Here is a 14,581-nt window from a genome sequence, read left to right as displayed (position 1 = left end):
AATCGTGCCAAAACTAACAATCTGGGTAGTACTCGTTTATTAAACGGATACAAAAAAACCGCTCGGGTGAGCGGTTCGGTACGAATCGGTAGGTGCCGGAAATTTAAGACACAGATTGCGGAAATAACTCACGAAAACGAGCCAACTGTTGGTCTTTATCAGACACGTTGGGGTTTTCGATGCCCCAGTCGATATTCAGATCAGGATCGTTCCAGATGATTCCCGATTCGCAGGCTTTGTTGTAGACATTGGTGCATTTGTAACTAAAAATGCTGTCTTCGAGGGCCACAAAACCGTGAGCAAAACCCTCCGGGATGTAGGCCATGTTGCTGGTTTCCGAATCCAGGATAAATGCTTCGTATTTTCCGAAGGTTGGCGAGCCTTCGCGCAAGTCCACGGCAATGTCCATCACTTTCCCGGTAATGACCCGGACCAGTTTGCCTTGTGCAAAGGGTTCGTTCTGAAAATGCAACCCCCGCAAGACTCCTTTGGTTGAAAAGGATTGATTATCCTGCACAAAATGAGCGGGAATGCCTAATTCGTGGAAAACCGGTTGATTGTATGTCTCCAGAAAACTACCACGGGAGTCTTTAAATGTCTTCGGGCGTAATTCGACCAACCCTTCAATCGACGTTTTGATGACCTGCATGAAATACTAATTGAGCATAAAGAACCGGTTTGTCCGGCATCAGCGGACAAATTTAGGAAACTCTGTCTACTTCCAGTAATTTTGAGTCTCACCTTTTTTACGGGCACCCAACTAATTTAACTTTAGCAGACGATCAACCTATGACGGCTAATGAGTTGTATACGACTATTTTAACTAAAAAATCTTATTTGTGCGTGGGTTTGGACACCGACATTCGCCGGATACCGACGCATCTTCAACGCGAACCGGATCCGGTGGCGGCCTTTAACCGACAGATCATTGAAGCCACGGCGGAGTATGCCGTGGCCTACAAACCCAATATTGCTTTCTACGAAGCCCAGGGGCCCCGCGGCTGGGAAAGCCTGCAAAAAACCCTCGAATTTATCCCTAAAAACTGTTTTACCATTGCCGATGCCAAACGCGGTGACATTGGCAACACCTCCGGTTTATACGCCCGTACGTTTTTCGACCCGGCTTCGTCGGGGCTGGATTTTGATGCCGTTACGGTGGCACCCTACATGGGCCGGGATTCCGTCGAACCGTTCCTCGAATTTGAAAATAAATGGGTGATTCTGCTGGCACTGACTTCCAACGCCGGTAGTTCGGATTTCCAGCAATTGCCCGTTGGGGGTGAAAAACTCTACGAAAAAGTGATCCGGACGTCGCAGACCTGGGCCGGGGCCGACCGGATGATGTACGTGGTTGGGGCCACCCGTGCCGACGAACTGGCGCACATCCGGACGCTCATCCCCGATCATTTTCTGCTTGTTCCGGGTGTGGGAGCGCAGGGCGGTAGTCTGGCTGAGGTGTCGCGTTATGGCATGAATCAGCAGTGCGGTTTGTTGGTCAATGCCTCCCGCAGCATTCTGTACGCGTCTGGCGGCACCGATTTTGCGCAAAAAGCAGCCGATGAAGCCCGGGCGTTGCAACAGGAAATGGCGGGGTACCTTTGAGTGAAGAGTTATGAATTAAGAGTGATGAGTGGGCGATTCGGAAAGAATGTTGGTGAGAAGTGTGACTTTTTGCCTTTTTCTCCTTCCAATGCTAAACAGTCGTGCTGTTTTTAACTCTTAACTCATAATTCTTAACTCTTTATGTCCGAAGAGTTTATTTATTTTCTCTGGCAATTTCACTATTTCCGTACTACCAATCTGCGGACGGAGGAGGGGGAGAGCCTGCGGGTGATTCATCCGGGGTATCGCAATCCGGATGCCGGGCCGGATTTTACGCACGCCCGCCTTTTTGTGGGGGAGGTCGAGTGGGTTGGAACGGTGGAAGCGCACGTGCGGGCTGGGGACTGGCTGCTCCACCGCCACCAGCACGACCGGGCCTACGACAACGTAATTCTGCATATTGTCTGGGAAAAAGAGTCTCTTGAGTTAAAGCGGTCGGACGGTTCGGTCATTCCGACCTTGTGCCTGAGCGAGCGGACGGATTTGACGCTCCTGCAACGGTATCAGACCCTGCTGGCCGAATCGGGACCCTTACCCTGTGCTGCTCAGATAGCCCGCGTAGAACCCCTGCGCCGGACGGCCATGCTGGATAAAGCCCTGCTGCAACGCCTGGAACGAAAAGCCGCCGGGGTGATGGCCCTGTTTCAGAGCACCGATCTGGACTGGGAGGAAACGACGTATCAGCTTCTGGCCGCAGCTTTTGGTTTTCAGGTAAATACCGAACCTTTTGGCCAGTTGAGCCGTCAGGTTCCGCTGAAGACCTTGCAAAAACACCGTAATACGCTTCTGCAACTGGAAGCAATGTTGTTTGGGACGGCCGGTTTACTGAACAGCGAAAAACCAGATGCCTATGAAGCAGAATTGCAGCGGGAATACCGTTTTCTGGCGGCCAAATACCAGATTGCCGCCAAAAGGTTACCCGCCTACGCCTGGAAATGGGCCAAGCTTCGTCCGGCCAACTTTCCAACGCTACGGCTGGCCCAGTTTGCCCAACTTCTGACTTTCCAAAACAGCCTGTTTTCAGTCTTGATCGAAACGGACGACAGCCGGGTTTTGCTGCGGCATTTGCAGGTTACGCCCTCCACCTACTGGCAAACGCATTATCGGTTTGGGAAAACATCCGATAGCGTTCTGGCTACGCTGGGGCAGAAAGCCGCTGAGAGTCTGGTTATTAACGCCGTTGTTCCGTTGCTGGTAGCCTATTCCCACCACAAGGATCAGCCCGAATACCGGGAGCGCGCCATCCGCTTGCTGGAACAACTTCCGGCGGAAGACAACCGCGTAACCCGGGTCTGGCAGGATTTAAACATTTCGGTTCGTACGGCATTCGATTCGCAGGCATCCATTGAACTGTACAAGAATTTTTGTCAGCCTAAAAAGTGTCTGTCGTGCCAGATTGGGGTGAGTTTGTTGCGGGAAGTAAGATAATTATAGGACTTTCGCCCCTAAAGGGGACTTGGTCACCGAATCACCCGGATGCAAAAAGTCCGGCAGCGGCCGACCGTCCTTTAGGGGATTTAGGGGCGAAAGTCCTAAATTCAAACTAATGATGCCCAATGTTAAAGTGAAGAGGCTAAGCGCTCTTAAAACACTTTTACATTGGGCATTCGACATTTTACATTCTGCGGTTACAAAACCTTAAAAGCCACCGGGGCCGCCGGTCAATGGATCTGTATCGCGCCGGTAGGTCGTGTTGCCTGAATTGGATCGGGTGTCATTATCTGTGTTCCAGGTGCGGTTTTCCTGAGTAGCCTGATCGTTCCGCCAGGCTACAGCATCAGCATTTTCTTCGGTTCCGCTGCCGGTTACACCCGAATAGCTGCTACCGCCTGGATACGTGCCGGTGGTCTGGCCATAGTCACCATCACGAACGGTGTCCCGCATCCGGTCGCGGATGCCATCCCGGTCGGTATCATCATCGTTGTCGGACTCCATTTTGGCGCGTTCATTGATGAACGATTCCGCAATTTCGGTCAGTTTCCGGTCTGTATTTTTTTCCTCCTCCAGACTTTCACTCAGGAGTTGAGCGGCATCGTGATATCCCAGCAAACGAGCCAGGGAATGCAGTGAGCCGTAGGCGGCAATTTCGTGGTGTTCAACTTTTTGTCCGGCAATGATCAAGCCGGCGTCGCGGGTCAATGAACCCGATTCGGTGTCGGCAATAACCAGATCGCCATCATCGATGAGCCCATCGATGGCATTGCAGTTTTTTTCGTCCGCATCGATCCCCAGTTGCTGGAAGATTTGCTCGATCCGGCGAATTTGATTTTCCGTTTCGGCAAGATGCATTTGAAAACCGTCGCGTACCACATCGGTGGTGGCCGCTTCGGCCATGTTTGGCAGGGCATCAGCAATTTGCTTTTCGGCATAATACATGCCTTTCAATTCGCTGATGAATAATTCACGCAGTGATGTGTCCGTGTCCCTCGTGCCAAAAAAATTCGCTAACTGTTCCGTGAAAGAAGCCATACAGGTAATCGATTAACAGGTTTAACATTGAGTTTATATGCTGTACTCAAATGCTATACCAGTAATTAATTGCCTGAAAAGTAATGAGTTAGTAGAAAGGTGCTGTGGACGTATTACCCCGTTCCGCGGATGGGATTCCTCGTAGAACCGGAAAGTCCGTAAGAAACCGCTACGAATTATTGATAAGACTAACGCCCGAACCCAGAAACACCAGGCCCACGATAAACGGCGCCAGAGATTCCCATTTCGTGATGCTCATGCCCAACACCGGTTTGGCATCCGACAGGAAAGCCACGCAGGCAAACAAGACGACGATGATGCCCAGAATGGTCAGTGTTGCGCCGAAAAAGCGCCGGAAGTTGTTCTTATCCATAGTATTTTGTGCGTTTGTGGTGGTTTCGTGTCGGATCTATTGCGGGCTTTCCGGGGAAGAGGAATCGTGGGATACGGACTGGTCAGCCTGAATGGGCAGCTCTTTGACGGGTTCCAGGCCCATTTTTCGGCCCTCTTCGATCATAAAAGGAATGGCGGCCTCCAGCGTGTTGACGACGGTTCCTTCCAGAATGGCTTCCCGAATGGCTACCTTGATCAGTCCGACTTCTTTCGACGGTTTCAGGCCAAAGGCTTCCATAATGAGTTCTCCGGTGATAACCGGCTGAAAATTGCGCAGTTTGTCCCGTTCGTCCAGCTCGCGGAGTTTGCGTTCCACCTTGTCGAAATTGGCGAGGTGTTTCTTGACGCGGTCGTAGTTTTTCGACGTAATATCGGCCCGGCAAAGGTTCATCAGCGCTTCCAGATCGTCGCCCGCTTCGATCAGCAGCCGCCGGAGTGCCGAGTCGGTAATCTGTTCTTTTACCAGGGCAATGGGCCGCAGGTGCAGCCGAACGAGCTTTTTAACAAACCGCATTTTTTCGTTCAGCGGTAACTTCATCTGGCGAAAAATGCCCGGAACCTGTTTGGCACCCAGATCCTCGTGGCCGTGAAACGTCCAGCCCACTTTCGGATCGAAGCGTTTGGTGGCCGGTTTGGCAATGTCGTGGAGCAAAGCCGCCCAGCGCAGCCAGAGATCGTCGGAGCGTTCGGCCACGTTGTCCAGCACTTGCAGCGTGTGGTAAAAATTGTCCTTATGCCCCTTGCCCTCAATGGTTTCAACGCCTTTCAACGCCAGTAGTTCGGGGAAAATGAGATCCAGCAATCCGGCGTGATACAGCAGTTTAAAACCGTACGACGGCTTGGCCGACAGAATAATCTTGTTCAGTTCGTCCGTAATCCGTTCCCGCGAAACAATCGCCAGCCGGTCTTTCATTTCAATAATGGCATCGAACGTATCCGGCTCGATGTCGAAACCCAGTTGCGATGCAAACCGGATGGCTCGCATCATGCGAAGGGGATCGTCGGAAAACGTGATTTTTGGTTCGAGCGGGGTGCGAATGGTTTTCCGGCGTAAATCGTCCAGACCGCCAAACGGGTCAAGCAACTGGCCGAAGTCGCTCTCGTTCAGGCTAATGCCCATCGCGTTGATGGTAAAATCCCGGCGGTTCTGGTCGTCTTCGAGGGTGCCGTTTTCAACCAGCGGTTTTCGCGAATCGGAGCGGTAGGATTCTTTTCGGGCGCCCACAAACTCCACTTCCCAGCCCAGCGAACGACTGCCCGGAACGGTTTCGGTAGCTTCGGTATACGTAGTTTGATCGGCGTGGGCAGGTAGCATGGCCGTTCCGAAATTCTTAAAGACAATCACCGGCACCTTCAACTCCCGGCCCACGGCTTCGGCCAGGTCAATTCCACTGCCGATGCACACAATATCGATGTCTTTCGACGGACGCTTTAGAATCAGATCCCGCACAAAACCGCCGATGACGTACGCACGAACGTCCAGCGCAGCCGCCTGACGGGCGATGACTTCAAAAATGGGATTGCTATGTAGGGTCTCCGTAAAGTTCATAGAACACAGGAATAACGAATCGTTCCGATCCTGGTCGGCAGTGGCGGTACGGCTCATTATTTTCGTAAAAAGGCTACTTCCCCTTTTGGACCTAACTCCATAATACGCGGCAGTTGAATTTTGGCAGGCAGTTCGCCCCACGAAATGGGCGGTTTTGCCAGACCGACCGGCCATTCAGCATCTTCAAACGGCAAGGTCAACAGCCCCCGGCCAAACGCGCCGATGAGCTGGCGCACCGATTCGCTGAGGGTTTTCCGCACCGGCACCTGCAACCGGAAGGCGTCGGGCAGGTTGATGCCGTTGTACAATAAAACCGTCAGGGGCATTTCGGCGAACTCGATCAGGTCCCAGGCCACATCCGGCACGGGCCGGACATAGAGGTTGAGCTGACCACTGTCGGAAATGAGAATGGTGGGAAGCGGGGCCGGAACCAGGTCTTTGCGGACATCCAGCAGATGTTCGACGGCTTCCGCATGGCCGGGATCGCAGGCCAGTGAAACCCCGGTTTCGTCGGCCAGCCGGATGAGTCGTCCCTGCCGAAGTTCGGCAACAATATCGCGTGGCGTTGGTGTCATAGTTGTAACAAGCCGCAAAAGTACGGCAAGTTTTTGGAAAGGTGTTTGAATTATAAGCAAACCGTCTTAGATTTCATTCAAATGTCAGTTTTTACAGCCCCTTATTCCTGACCCATGAATTTAGTAGTCGTTTCGCTTACTGCCCCTAAATCCCCTGAAGGGGACTTTTTGCATCTGGAAAAATTCGCTTCCAAGCCCCCTTCAGGGTCGGGGTCGCGCATGACTTTAGGGGTAAAAAAGACGTTTATTTTTGGAATTATCTACCTGCTCCTGTCCGTTTTAGGATACGCCCAGAAACCCGCTGCGGCTTCGAAAGAAACCGTTGCCTTATCCAAACTCTACATCATTCCCGACAAACGCTACATCATGCGGGGGGATGGGAAACCGTTTTTCTGGCTGGGAGACACGGCCTGGGAATTGTTTCACCGGCTGACGAAGGAAGAAGCCGATCTGTACCTGAAAAACCGGGCGGCCAAGGGATTTACCGTGATTCAGGCGGTGGTGCTGGCCGAACTCGACGGACTGACGCAGCCCAACCAGTACGGCCAATTGCCGCTGGTGGGCAACGACCCTACGAAGCCGAATGAAGCGTATTTCCAGCATGTCGACTGGGTGGTCAACCGGGCCACGGAGTTGGGGCTGGTCGTCGGGCTGCTGCCGACCTGGGGAGATAAATTCAATAAGAAGTGGGGAAAAGGTCCCGAAATTTTCAACACCGCCAATGCCCGAACCTACGGTGAATTCATTGGCAAACGCTACCGGGGCAAACCGGTCATCTGGATTTTGGGCGGTGACCGCAATCCGGAGGGCGAACAACGGCTGGCCATCGTCCGGGCGATGGCGGAAGGCATCAAGAAGGGCGACGGCGGCACCAAGCTCATGACCTATCACCCGCAGGGCGATAGCAATTCGTCGGGATTTTTTCACAGTGACAAATGGTTGAACATCAACCTGTTTCAGTCGGGGCACAGCGCCAGGAACAAGAAGAATTACGTGATGCAGCGGCAGAATTACGCGATGTTTCCACCCAAGCCGACGCTCGATGGCGAACCGCGTTACGAAGACCATCCGATTGCACACAAACCGGAGCAAGGCTATTTTGACGATTTTGATGTGCGGCAGGCGGCCTGGTGGGCGGTTTTGTCGGGCGGTTGTGGGCATACGTACGGCAACCACAACATCTGGCAGTTTTTCGACAACGACCGGAATCTGCCGGTTTCGGCTGCCCGAACGCACTGGAAACGGGCACTCGATCATGCCGGGGCGTTTCAGATGGGAATTCTACGCCGGTTGTACGAGTCGCATCCGTGGACGCGGCTGATGCCCGACGAGCGGCTGATTCAGAACACCAACCCCGACGACGGCAATCATCAGGTGGCCGCCATTTCGGAAGACGATAACTTCCTGTTTGCCTACACGCCCAACGGCAGTCCGCTGAAAATTGACCTTGCCCGGCTTACCGCTGCGCCGAACGTGCTGGCCTACTGGTATAATCCCCGCGATGGAAAGAGCCAGAAAATCGGTGTATTTCCGAATACCGGGCCGCAGGAATTCAAGGCTCCGATTGTCGGCCCAACCACGGACTGGGTGCTGGTGCTGGACGATGCGAAGGCACCTTTTGCAGGCTTTGGCTTAAAAAAGTAAGGAGAAGGCGGGTTACATTGTATGGCCAAAAACCGCCATTTTTTCCGCGCCAATGTCCTGCCCCAACGCCCGGATGATGTGGGAGATCAGCCGGTTTTGACCGCAACAGTCTCCGGTAAAATCCGTACGGTATTTTTTAGCGATGTAGCGGTCGTGCGGGCAGCCGCCGTTGCAGATTCCGTAGTGTTTACAGGCCGACAGCCGCTGGAGATTGTCCCGTTCCTGTCGGCGCAACTCCCGCATTTGGGGCGATTTAAACAGCGTATCGAAATCGGATTCCAGGATGTTGCCGAGGTTATACATCGGATCGCCGACGTATTTATCGCAGTGGTAAACGTCACCTTCGGGTTCAATGTGGTAATAACCGCCGAGGCAATTGCCGGCCAAGGTGCAGACCTGCGGATTGCCCCGCATCACCGAACGCACAATGCCGTCGATCTCGCGCACCCGAATGTCGGGGTTGTCGAGGGCGTACCAGTGGTCGAAAATCCGGATCATAAACTCTTCGTAGTCTTCCAGCGACAGGTAATCGGTCGTTGCGCGTTCGCCGGAGTTCTGGCCGATGAGGTTGTCGGGAACGGCGGGCAGGAACGAGAAGTTGTCGACTTTTAGATCCCGGGTGATGAAATCAAAGATTTCGGGAGCCGGTAAACGCTTGGTGTTGTCGTTCAGCACCAGCAGAACGCCGTGGCCGATTCCGTATTCTTTCAGCAAATCGATGCTTTTGATCACTTGCTGAAAACTCCCTTTTCCCGAAGCAAAAGACCGGTTGCGGTTGTGAATTTCCTCGGGGCCATCCACGCTGACGCCCACCTGGAAGTGGTTTTTTCTGAAAAATTCACACCATTCCTCCGTGAGCAGCGTGCCGTTGATCTGGACGCTGTTGAGGACGTATTGCCCTTCCTGAATAAAGGACTGCTGCAAACTGAGCGCCCGGCGAAAAAAATCGATGCCCAGCAGCAGCGGTTCGCCCCCGTGCCAGATAAAATTGATGACCTTGTAGCGTTTGGCGCGAAAGGCCTTCGCGACGATGTTGGCCAGAATTTCGAAGGAAATAACCGTTCCGCGCGAGCGCCAGTCGTGGCAGTAGGAGCAGCGCAGGTTGCACTTTCGGGTCGATTTGATGATCAGGCTGAGGGAGTTGTCCATGATAGAGGTTGTTGTAAGGCGGTTCGGAAAGGGAGTGGGAAACCGAAGAATCCCTTCTGGTCAGGATTCTCCGGCGGGGGATGGCAAGCGGTCTCAGGACATGCCTTTGAGCCGGTCTACGAGTTTGATCTCTTCGTCCGAAAAGCCGATGGCATCAGCGAAATCCTTGAACGAATTCAGCGGGCTGGTTTCAAACCGGGGAATATCGACGATGATCCGGAACCAGAAACGAACCCAGATCCGGAACCAGATGCGCAGGTTGAGGTTCTGCACCAGCGCGTCCTGGAGCGCCAGCCCCGCTTCATCGGTTTTGATCTGGTTCCGTAATTCCAGGGGAACCATCTCGCCTTTCCGAATCGGAATCTCGGCGTCCGGGGACGATATTTCGAGCCCTTTTCGTTCTTCGTACATCGCTTTCGCTACTTCCTGAATCAGCCTTTTCCCGATTTCCTGCTGGCTTTTCGGGTCTTTGGCCAATTTTTCCAATGCGTCGATCTGCTCTTTCAGCGGTCTCTTCTCCATGGTGTTTAGATTTAGTTTTACATCGATATAAATAACTGACCAACAGTATTTTATTGGCCGATGTAAAGTTTGTTAATTCAGGAGAATTACGCTTTTACGGATGTTCCTAACCTTTCAACGCATGTTCCAAAAACTTGAACGGATGTTCCGAAAGCGGTTTGAGTTCATGGGTTTCCTGATACCGCCGGGGGCAAACGCCGAAGACCTCCGTAAACCGTTTGGTGAAGTAGCTCAGGCTGTTGAAGCCAACGGCGAAGGCAATCTCTGAAATGGTCAGATCCGTTTGATCGAGGAGCAGATCGCGGGCTTTCGTCAGCCGGACATACCGGATAAAGGCGGTGGCCGACATGCCGGTTTTGGCGGTGAGCCGGCGGTAGAGGTTGGTGCGGCTCATTGCGGCCGATTCGAGCAGATCCGTCACGCTTAAGTCGGGATTGTCGATGTTTTGTTCGATCTGACCCCACAGCTTCAGCACGGTATGGTCTCGGACGGCAACAGATTGAAACGGATTCATGGCTTTCTGGATGAACGGTGTGAATGTGGATAAATCGGACGTTGGCAAACCCGGTTTATCCCTGATGTTCTAGCCAGTCTACTTTGGGAGGTGTACTTGCGGGGGTAAATAAATACAATAATTTCCTGGAAAGAGATCGGGTTTTAGTATTCGGTTTGGCAAACACCAGTCGGAATAATCCCTTATTTCAACATCCACAAAACCGTGCTGCTCACCCAGTAAATGTCCTCAAAACCGTTCTGGACGCCATTTAGCCGCTGGCGGAGCGTTTCGGAGGTAAAGGGCTGAGCTGGTTTGGGCGTGGTGCGTTTGCTGGAAAAAAAGAACCATTTCCCATCGGGAGAAACGAAGGGGCAGTAGTCGATTTGCTTCGAATTAAACGGTTCGGGAAGCATTTTGGCGGCTTGCCACTGGCCGGCCGGGTCGCGAAAACTGATATACAAATCGCCCCGCCCCAGGCTTCCCGGTCGTCCGTACGCCGTGTAGATAATAAACCGTTCTCGGGGATCGACGAAGGCATTGAACTCGAAATTTTTCGAGTTAACGGTTGCCGGCAACCGTTCCGGGTTCTGGTATTGCCCGTTTTGCCAGCGGCTGACGTACAGGTCTTCTTCGCCCAGGCCATTGGCGTAATTGGCCGTAAAGTAGAGATTACCGTTTTGGGCGATGCTGGGGTAATACTCGTCTTTGTCGGTATTGATCGGCCCGTCCAGCCGAATGGGTTCCTGCCAGATTCCGTTTTTTCGATCTGAAAACCAGATGTCGTAATCTTTTGGGGGATCTCCCGGTTTTTTGGGCCGGTTGGACGAGAAAAAAATGCGGGTACCATCATGAGCCAGAAACGGTTCGATGTCATTGAATTGACCCGAAAAAGAGACCACTTCGGGCTTGCTCCAGACGCCTTTCACGTTTCTGGAAAAGAGAATGACGCTGATTTCACCGGCCTGCCCCTGGATCGTGAAATACACCTCATCCTGTTTCGCCGAAATTGCCATATCGCGTTCCAGATACGGCCCGGAAATGAAACCGGGAGCGAAAACTTTGGGCGTTTCGCCGGGCTGATCGGCGGTGAAAAGCGCCTTCGACTGCGCTAAAACCAGACTGCTGACTGTGTAAAAAAAGAGGAAGGAGAGGAGATGGCGATGCATGGGAAATGGGAGAATGTAAAATGGGAGTAACCGGAAAATTGCCTTTTTGAGAAGGGTAGTCTATACTTGCAAAGAAAGATTCGAACACGGACAGGGTACGGGTATGAACGCAGGCATTGGTAAATATCTGATCGGAATTGGGGTGGTGATAGTCCTGATCGGGCTGATCGTCTATTTCTTTGGCGACAAACTGGGCTGGCTCGGTCGGTTGCCGGGCGACATTCGCATCGAAGGCAAAAACGGCGGTTTTTATTTCCCGATTGTCACCTGCATCGTCGTCAGCGTTCTGCTGAACCTCATTTTTGTTTTGATCCGGAAGTTTTTCGGGTAGCGTTGGTATCGTCCGGGCTGGCCGATCGGCTCGACGGGCGGGTGTCCGGATCGTCGGGAATGCGGGTTACTTTATTGATATAGAACACCTCACGCGGAGGAGCGAGGGAGCGATCGGTCGAAATTTTCTGAAATCCGCAGGCCAGAAAATGGCCGTCATACCAGGCTTCCAGTTGTTCGTTTTCGGAATAAACCACTTTTTCGTTTTCCCGCAGTTTCTTCAGCGAATACTTCTCCTGTTCCCGCACCACCTTGCCGCCCTGAATCACCTCCGCGTGGATTTCGCCGTCGTGCGGATAGGCCAGAACGGTTGTGTTGCCCTGTCGGGAAACCTGCACCATCTGATTCAAATCATAGCTGCTCAGATCGGGAATAGGCAAAGAATTGTCCCACAGCAGTTTGCCTTTTTTGTCAAAACCGCACAGAAACGCGTGCGTATAGCGGTAGCCTTCCTGATAGCGATCAAAGGAGCGCCCGGCGCCCAGATACGGATAGGAACTGCCCCGGTATTGGGGGTAGTAGACTTCCGCAATCAGCATCAGCCCTTCGTCAGTCGGCACCAGGTCATGCACCAGCAGTCGATACCGGAACTTGGTGTCTTTGCCCTGGTCTTTCCGACGCGCCAGCCGCTCGATCATCTTCTGCTGGCGTTTGGGTTTCATGTAGTTGAAGAAATTCTGAAGCTCCGAAAAGTCGATATAACGCGTGTCTTCGGTCGGGGTAATCACCGTGCTTTCGCCCACGGGCGACGCGGCATTGCGGATTCGCGTGATGTAAACCCCCTGCGAATAGGGCGTGCAGTCGTTGGAATAGTTGCCGACGAGCAGCGATTCCTCGTCGTTGAGGGGAAGCAGTTTGCCCGAAATCAGGCTGTGTTTGTTGCCGTCCAGATTCACCGTCCGGATCAGTTTGCCCTCGTACGAATACGTCCGAACCGTAAACTCGCAGTTTCGCTGGTGCGTGGCATCGGTCATGACGTGTACCAGTCGCCGTTGTTCATCGACTTCGATGTTGTTGAGCTGAATGTGGTTGGTATACAAACCGGGTAACACTTTGGAAGTCAGGTCGAAAAACGAGAATGACACCACCACCGGCCGGGAGCGGTAATAGCCGCCGAGGTAGGCGATGTTATCCAGCACCTTGAAATGAAAAATATCCATAGGCGTCACCAGATCGCCCCGGTAGGTTTCCATCGTTCCGTCGGTGAGATTGACTCGCAGGATGGCAATTTTCTCGTTGGCGGTTTCTTTCAGTAGCCAGTAGAGATAATGTTCCGTGCGGGCCGACCGAACCGGTTCGTAGAAGGCATCAATTTTATAATCCGTCGACCAGAGCAGTTTGAGGTCGGTATCGTAGCGTTTGAAAGAAAACTTGGTGGGGGCTGACGAGTAGTAATCGCCATGCCGGACGTTCACCAGAACGCCCTGATCCCCGAGCGTCGTCACGTCGAAAAACTCCTCCGAATTCTGACTAATGGGCAATTCCAGGCGGATGGAAGGCTCAAATTGGGCCATCGCGGGAATACATGCCACCAGCATCCAGCACCACAGCCCTATCGTGAGACGATTGATCATCAGCATTTTGATTAAGTACTGATTAAAGGTACGTATTCCGCCCCTTTTGTCAAATCAAACAGCGGCTTTTTGCGTGAATGGAAATTCTCAATTCCGTACTATTAAATAGGCAGAAAGTGACTTGTTGTACGCCCGTCCGTCAAATCTGGGAAACTTCTATTCAAACCCTCAGACTATGGTTTCGGCGAAAAAAAAGCTGTTTGATCAACTTGCGGCCATCCGGCGGTTATCCCCGGAAGCGTTGCATGAGTTGGAAATACGGCTTGTTTTCCAGCGCTTGCCGGAAGGTACGCACTTGCTCCGGGCCGGCGAAACCGAAGAGCGGATTTACTACATCGCCCGGGGCTTGGTGCGGGGCTATTGCCATGACGAAGAAAAGGAAGTAACGACCTGGCTCGCGGAAGAAGGCTATTATGTGTATTCGAGTTCCGGTTTTCTACTCAACAAACCATCCAATGAATCCATCGAAGTCCTGGAGCGAGCCGAACTGTTTTACATTACCCGACAGGATCTGGACTATTTGCACCACCGTTTTCAAGAGTTTAATCACCTCAGTCGACGGATTCTTCAGCACCGTATTATCATCCAGGAAGACCGGTTGCGTTTGCTGCGGCAGAGCAAGGCTGAAAAACGGGTTGAGCAGTTTCGGAAACAATTCCCGGAGTTGTGGAAACGGGTTCAGAACCAATATATTGCGTCCTATCTGAGGATTGATCCGGCCACCTTAAGTCGGCTGCTACGGAAACGATAAGCTGGAAGTCTTTAAAATGTAACTGATTGTTTTTAGGCTGTTAACTTAAGCGCTACGCAAGAATAATTTCCTAAAACGATCTTTATTTTTTGATGTTTGTCAGACGGTTTTTGACAAATGTCAAGTGGTTTTCGGGGATCAAGAGCAAAAGTTGTGGAGCATCTTGGTTTAAGCATATAACTGCGTTAATCGATAAAGGAAAAACTCGACGTTTCTTACCCCTCTGAACTGAGCCCGGAAGGCTTTGATCTTGGCATTGAAGGATTCAGCCGACGCGTTGGTGCTGCGATTGTCAAAGTAGTTCAAGATCGTATCATAATGGTTCTGAATCGAACGGGCTACCGTGTTGAAAGCCTTGAAT

The 14,581-nt window shown here is 52.3% G+C and carries 16 protein-coding genes; 5 read left to right on the top strand and 11 right to left on the bottom strand.

Annotated features, from left to right (window positions below):
* Nucleotides 1-103 precede the first annotated feature (103 nt).
* Nucleotides 104-649, bottom strand: a complete 546-nt coding sequence (gene rfbC, locus DUE52_RS06960) for a dTDP-4-dehydrorhamnose 3,5-epimerase (RefSeq protein WP_114405266.1) — start codon at nt 647-649, stop codon at nt 104-106.
* Between the two features lie 140 nt (nt 650-789).
* Here rfbC and pyrF point away from each other — a divergent pair, with 140 nt between their 5' ends.
* Nucleotides 790-1,602, top strand: coding sequence for an orotidine-5'-phosphate decarboxylase (gene pyrF / locus DUE52_RS06955; RefSeq protein WP_114405265.1), 813 nt, complete (start codon nt 790-792; stop codon nt 1,600-1,602).
* A 141-nt stretch (nt 1,603-1,743) separates the two neighbouring features.
* Nucleotides 1,744-3,030: a DUF2851 family protein gene (locus tag DUE52_RS06950; protein ID WP_114405264.1), complete on the top strand. Its 1,287-nt coding sequence runs from the start codon at nt 1,744-1,746 to the stop codon at nt 3,028-3,030.
* Between the two features lie 210 nt (nt 3,031-3,240).
* Here the strand turns inward: DUE52_RS06950 and DUE52_RS06945 are convergent, their stop codons facing one another.
* The 4 genes from DUE52_RS06945 to DUE52_RS06930 form a co-directional block, all read right to left on the bottom strand.
* Nucleotides 3,241-4,071: a YciE/YciF ferroxidase family protein gene (locus DUE52_RS06945; protein WP_114405263.1), complete on the bottom strand. Its 831-nt coding sequence runs from the start codon at nt 4,069-4,071 to the stop codon at nt 3,241-3,243.
* A gap of 169 nt (nt 4,072-4,240) precedes the next feature.
* A complete protein-coding gene (locus tag DUE52_RS06940; protein WP_114405262.1) occupies nt 4,241-4,444 on the bottom strand; it encodes a hypothetical protein in 204 nt (67 codons plus the stop codon).
* Nucleotides 4,445-4,480: 36 nt separating this feature from the next.
* Entirely contained in the window at nt 4,481-6,013 is a 1,533-nt protein-coding gene (locus DUE52_RS06935) for a CCA tRNA nucleotidyltransferase (RefSeq protein ID WP_114405523.1), read from the bottom strand.
* Nucleotides 6,014-6,069: 56 nt separating this feature from the next.
* Nucleotides 6,070-6,588 carry an L-threonylcarbamoyladenylate synthase gene (locus DUE52_RS06930; RefSeq protein WP_114405261.1) on the bottom strand — a complete coding sequence of 173 codons (519 nt, stop codon included), beginning with the start codon at nt 6,586-6,588 and terminating at the stop codon, nt 6,070-6,072.
* A 114-nt stretch (nt 6,589-6,702) separates the two neighbouring features.
* On the opposite strand from DUE52_RS06930, the gene DUE52_RS06925 reads away from it, so the two are divergent.
* Nucleotides 6,703-8,232: a glycoside hydrolase family 140 protein gene (locus tag DUE52_RS06925; RefSeq protein WP_222930259.1), complete on the top strand. Its 1,530-nt coding sequence runs from the start codon at nt 6,703-6,705 to the stop codon at nt 8,230-8,232.
* A 12-nt stretch (nt 8,233-8,244) separates the two neighbouring features.
* Here DUE52_RS06925 and DUE52_RS06920 read toward each other — a convergent pair whose 3' ends face one another.
* The 4 genes from DUE52_RS06920 to DUE52_RS06905 all read right to left on the bottom strand — a co-directional run bounded on the left by DUE52_RS06920 (nt 8,245) and on the right by DUE52_RS06905 (nt 11,565).
* Nucleotides 8,245-9,381, bottom strand: a complete 1,137-nt coding sequence (locus DUE52_RS06920; RefSeq protein WP_114405260.1) for a radical SAM/SPASM domain-containing protein — start codon at nt 9,379-9,381, stop codon at nt 8,245-8,247.
* Between the two features lie 93 nt (nt 9,382-9,474).
* Nucleotides 9,475-9,903, bottom strand: a complete 429-nt coding sequence (locus tag DUE52_RS06915; RefSeq protein ID WP_114405259.1) for a hypothetical protein — start codon at nt 9,901-9,903, stop codon at nt 9,475-9,477.
* 106 nt (nt 9,904-10,009) lie between these two features.
* Entirely contained in the window at nt 10,010-10,417 is a 408-nt protein-coding gene (locus tag DUE52_RS06910) for a helix-turn-helix transcriptional regulator (RefSeq protein ID WP_133299778.1), read from the bottom strand.
* Between the two features lie 182 nt (nt 10,418-10,599).
* The gene (locus DUE52_RS06905; protein ID WP_114405257.1) at nt 10,600-11,565 is read right to left on the bottom strand and encodes a TolB family protein; all 966 of its coding nucleotides are present in this window, start codon (nt 11,563-11,565) and stop codon (nt 10,600-10,602) included.
* A 103-nt stretch (nt 11,566-11,668) separates the two neighbouring features.
* Between DUE52_RS06905 and DUE52_RS06900 the strand changes: the two genes are divergently transcribed.
* Entirely contained in the window at nt 11,669-11,896 is a 228-nt protein-coding gene (locus DUE52_RS06900) for a DUF2905 domain-containing protein (RefSeq protein ID WP_114405256.1), read from the top strand.
* Here DUE52_RS06900 and DUE52_RS06895 read toward each other — a convergent pair.
* Nucleotides 11,862-13,469: a hypothetical protein gene (locus DUE52_RS06895; RefSeq protein ID WP_229312091.1), complete on the bottom strand. Its 1,608-nt coding sequence runs from the start codon at nt 13,467-13,469 to the stop codon at nt 11,862-11,864. The two genes, DUE52_RS06900 and DUE52_RS06895, sit on opposite strands and share 35 nt — an antisense overlap.
* Nucleotides 13,470-13,644: 175 nt before the next feature.
* On the opposite strand from DUE52_RS06895, the gene DUE52_RS06890 reads away from it, so the two are divergent.
* Entirely contained in the window at nt 13,645-14,220 is a 576-nt protein-coding gene (locus DUE52_RS06890; protein ID WP_114405254.1) for a Crp/Fnr family transcriptional regulator, read from the top strand.
* 168 nt (nt 14,221-14,388) lie between these two features.
* On the opposite strand, the gene DUE52_RS06885 is transcribed toward DUE52_RS06890, so the two are convergent.
* A partial coding sequence (locus DUE52_RS06885) for a transposase (protein ID WP_165840880.1) occupies nt 14,389-14,581 on the bottom strand: 193 nt, incomplete at its 5' end.

The organism is Larkinella punicea, from assembly GCF_003334855.1.
Lineage (GTDB): Bacteria > Bacteroidota > Bacteroidia > Cytophagales > Spirosomataceae > Larkinella > Larkinella punicea.
The sequence above is the reverse complement of the archived record's forward strand: the minus strand, read 5'-3'. Positions and strand labels throughout refer to the sequence as shown.

Coding starts and splice junctions, on each gene's coding strand:
- rfbC (WP_114405266.1), bottom strand. CDS start 649: ATGCAGGTCATCAAAACGTCGATTGAAGGGTTGGTCGAATTACGCCCG.
- pyrF (WP_114405265.1), top strand. CDS start 790: ATGACGGCTAATGAGTTGTATACGACTATTTTAACTAAAAAATCTTAT.
- DUE52_RS06950 (WP_114405264.1), top strand. CDS start 1,744: ATGTCCGAAGAGTTTATTTATTTTCTCTGGCAATTTCACTATTTCCGT.
- DUE52_RS06945 (WP_114405263.1), bottom strand. CDS start 4,071: ATGGCTTCTTTCACGGAACAGTTAGCGAATTTTTTTGGCACGAGGGAC.
- DUE52_RS06940 (WP_114405262.1), bottom strand. CDS start 4,444: ATGGATAAGAACAACTTCCGGCGCTTTTTCGGCGCAACACTGACCATT.
- DUE52_RS06935 (WP_114405523.1), bottom strand. CDS start 6,013: ATGAACTTTACGGAGACCCTACATAGCAATCCCATTTTTGAAGTCATC.
- DUE52_RS06930 (WP_114405261.1), bottom strand. CDS start 6,588: ATGACACCAACGCCACGCGATATTGTTGCCGAACTTCGGCAGGGACGA.
- DUE52_RS06925 (WP_222930259.1), top strand. CDS start 6,703: ATGAATTTAGTAGTCGTTTCGCTTACTGCCCCTAAATCCCCTGAAGGG.
- DUE52_RS06920 (WP_114405260.1), bottom strand. CDS start 9,381: ATGGACAACTCCCTCAGCCTGATCATCAAATCGACCCGAAAGTGCAAC.
- DUE52_RS06915 (WP_114405259.1), bottom strand. CDS start 9,903: ATGGAGAAGAGACCGCTGAAAGAGCAGATCGACGCATTGGAAAAATTG.
- DUE52_RS06910 (WP_133299778.1), bottom strand. CDS start 10,417: ATGAATCCGTTTCAATCTGTTGCCGTCCGAGACCATACCGTGCTGAAG.
- DUE52_RS06905 (WP_114405257.1), bottom strand. CDS start 11,565: ATGCATCGCCATCTCCTCTCCTTCCTCTTTTTTTACACAGTCAGCAGT.
- DUE52_RS06900 (WP_114405256.1), top strand. CDS start 11,669: ATGAACGCAGGCATTGGTAAATATCTGATCGGAATTGGGGTGGTGATA.
- DUE52_RS06895 (WP_229312091.1), bottom strand. CDS start 13,469: ATGATCAATCGTCTCACGATAGGGCTGTGGTGCTGGATGCTGGTGGCA.
- DUE52_RS06890 (WP_114405254.1), top strand. CDS start 13,645: ATGGTTTCGGCGAAAAAAAAGCTGTTTGATCAACTTGCGGCCATCCGG.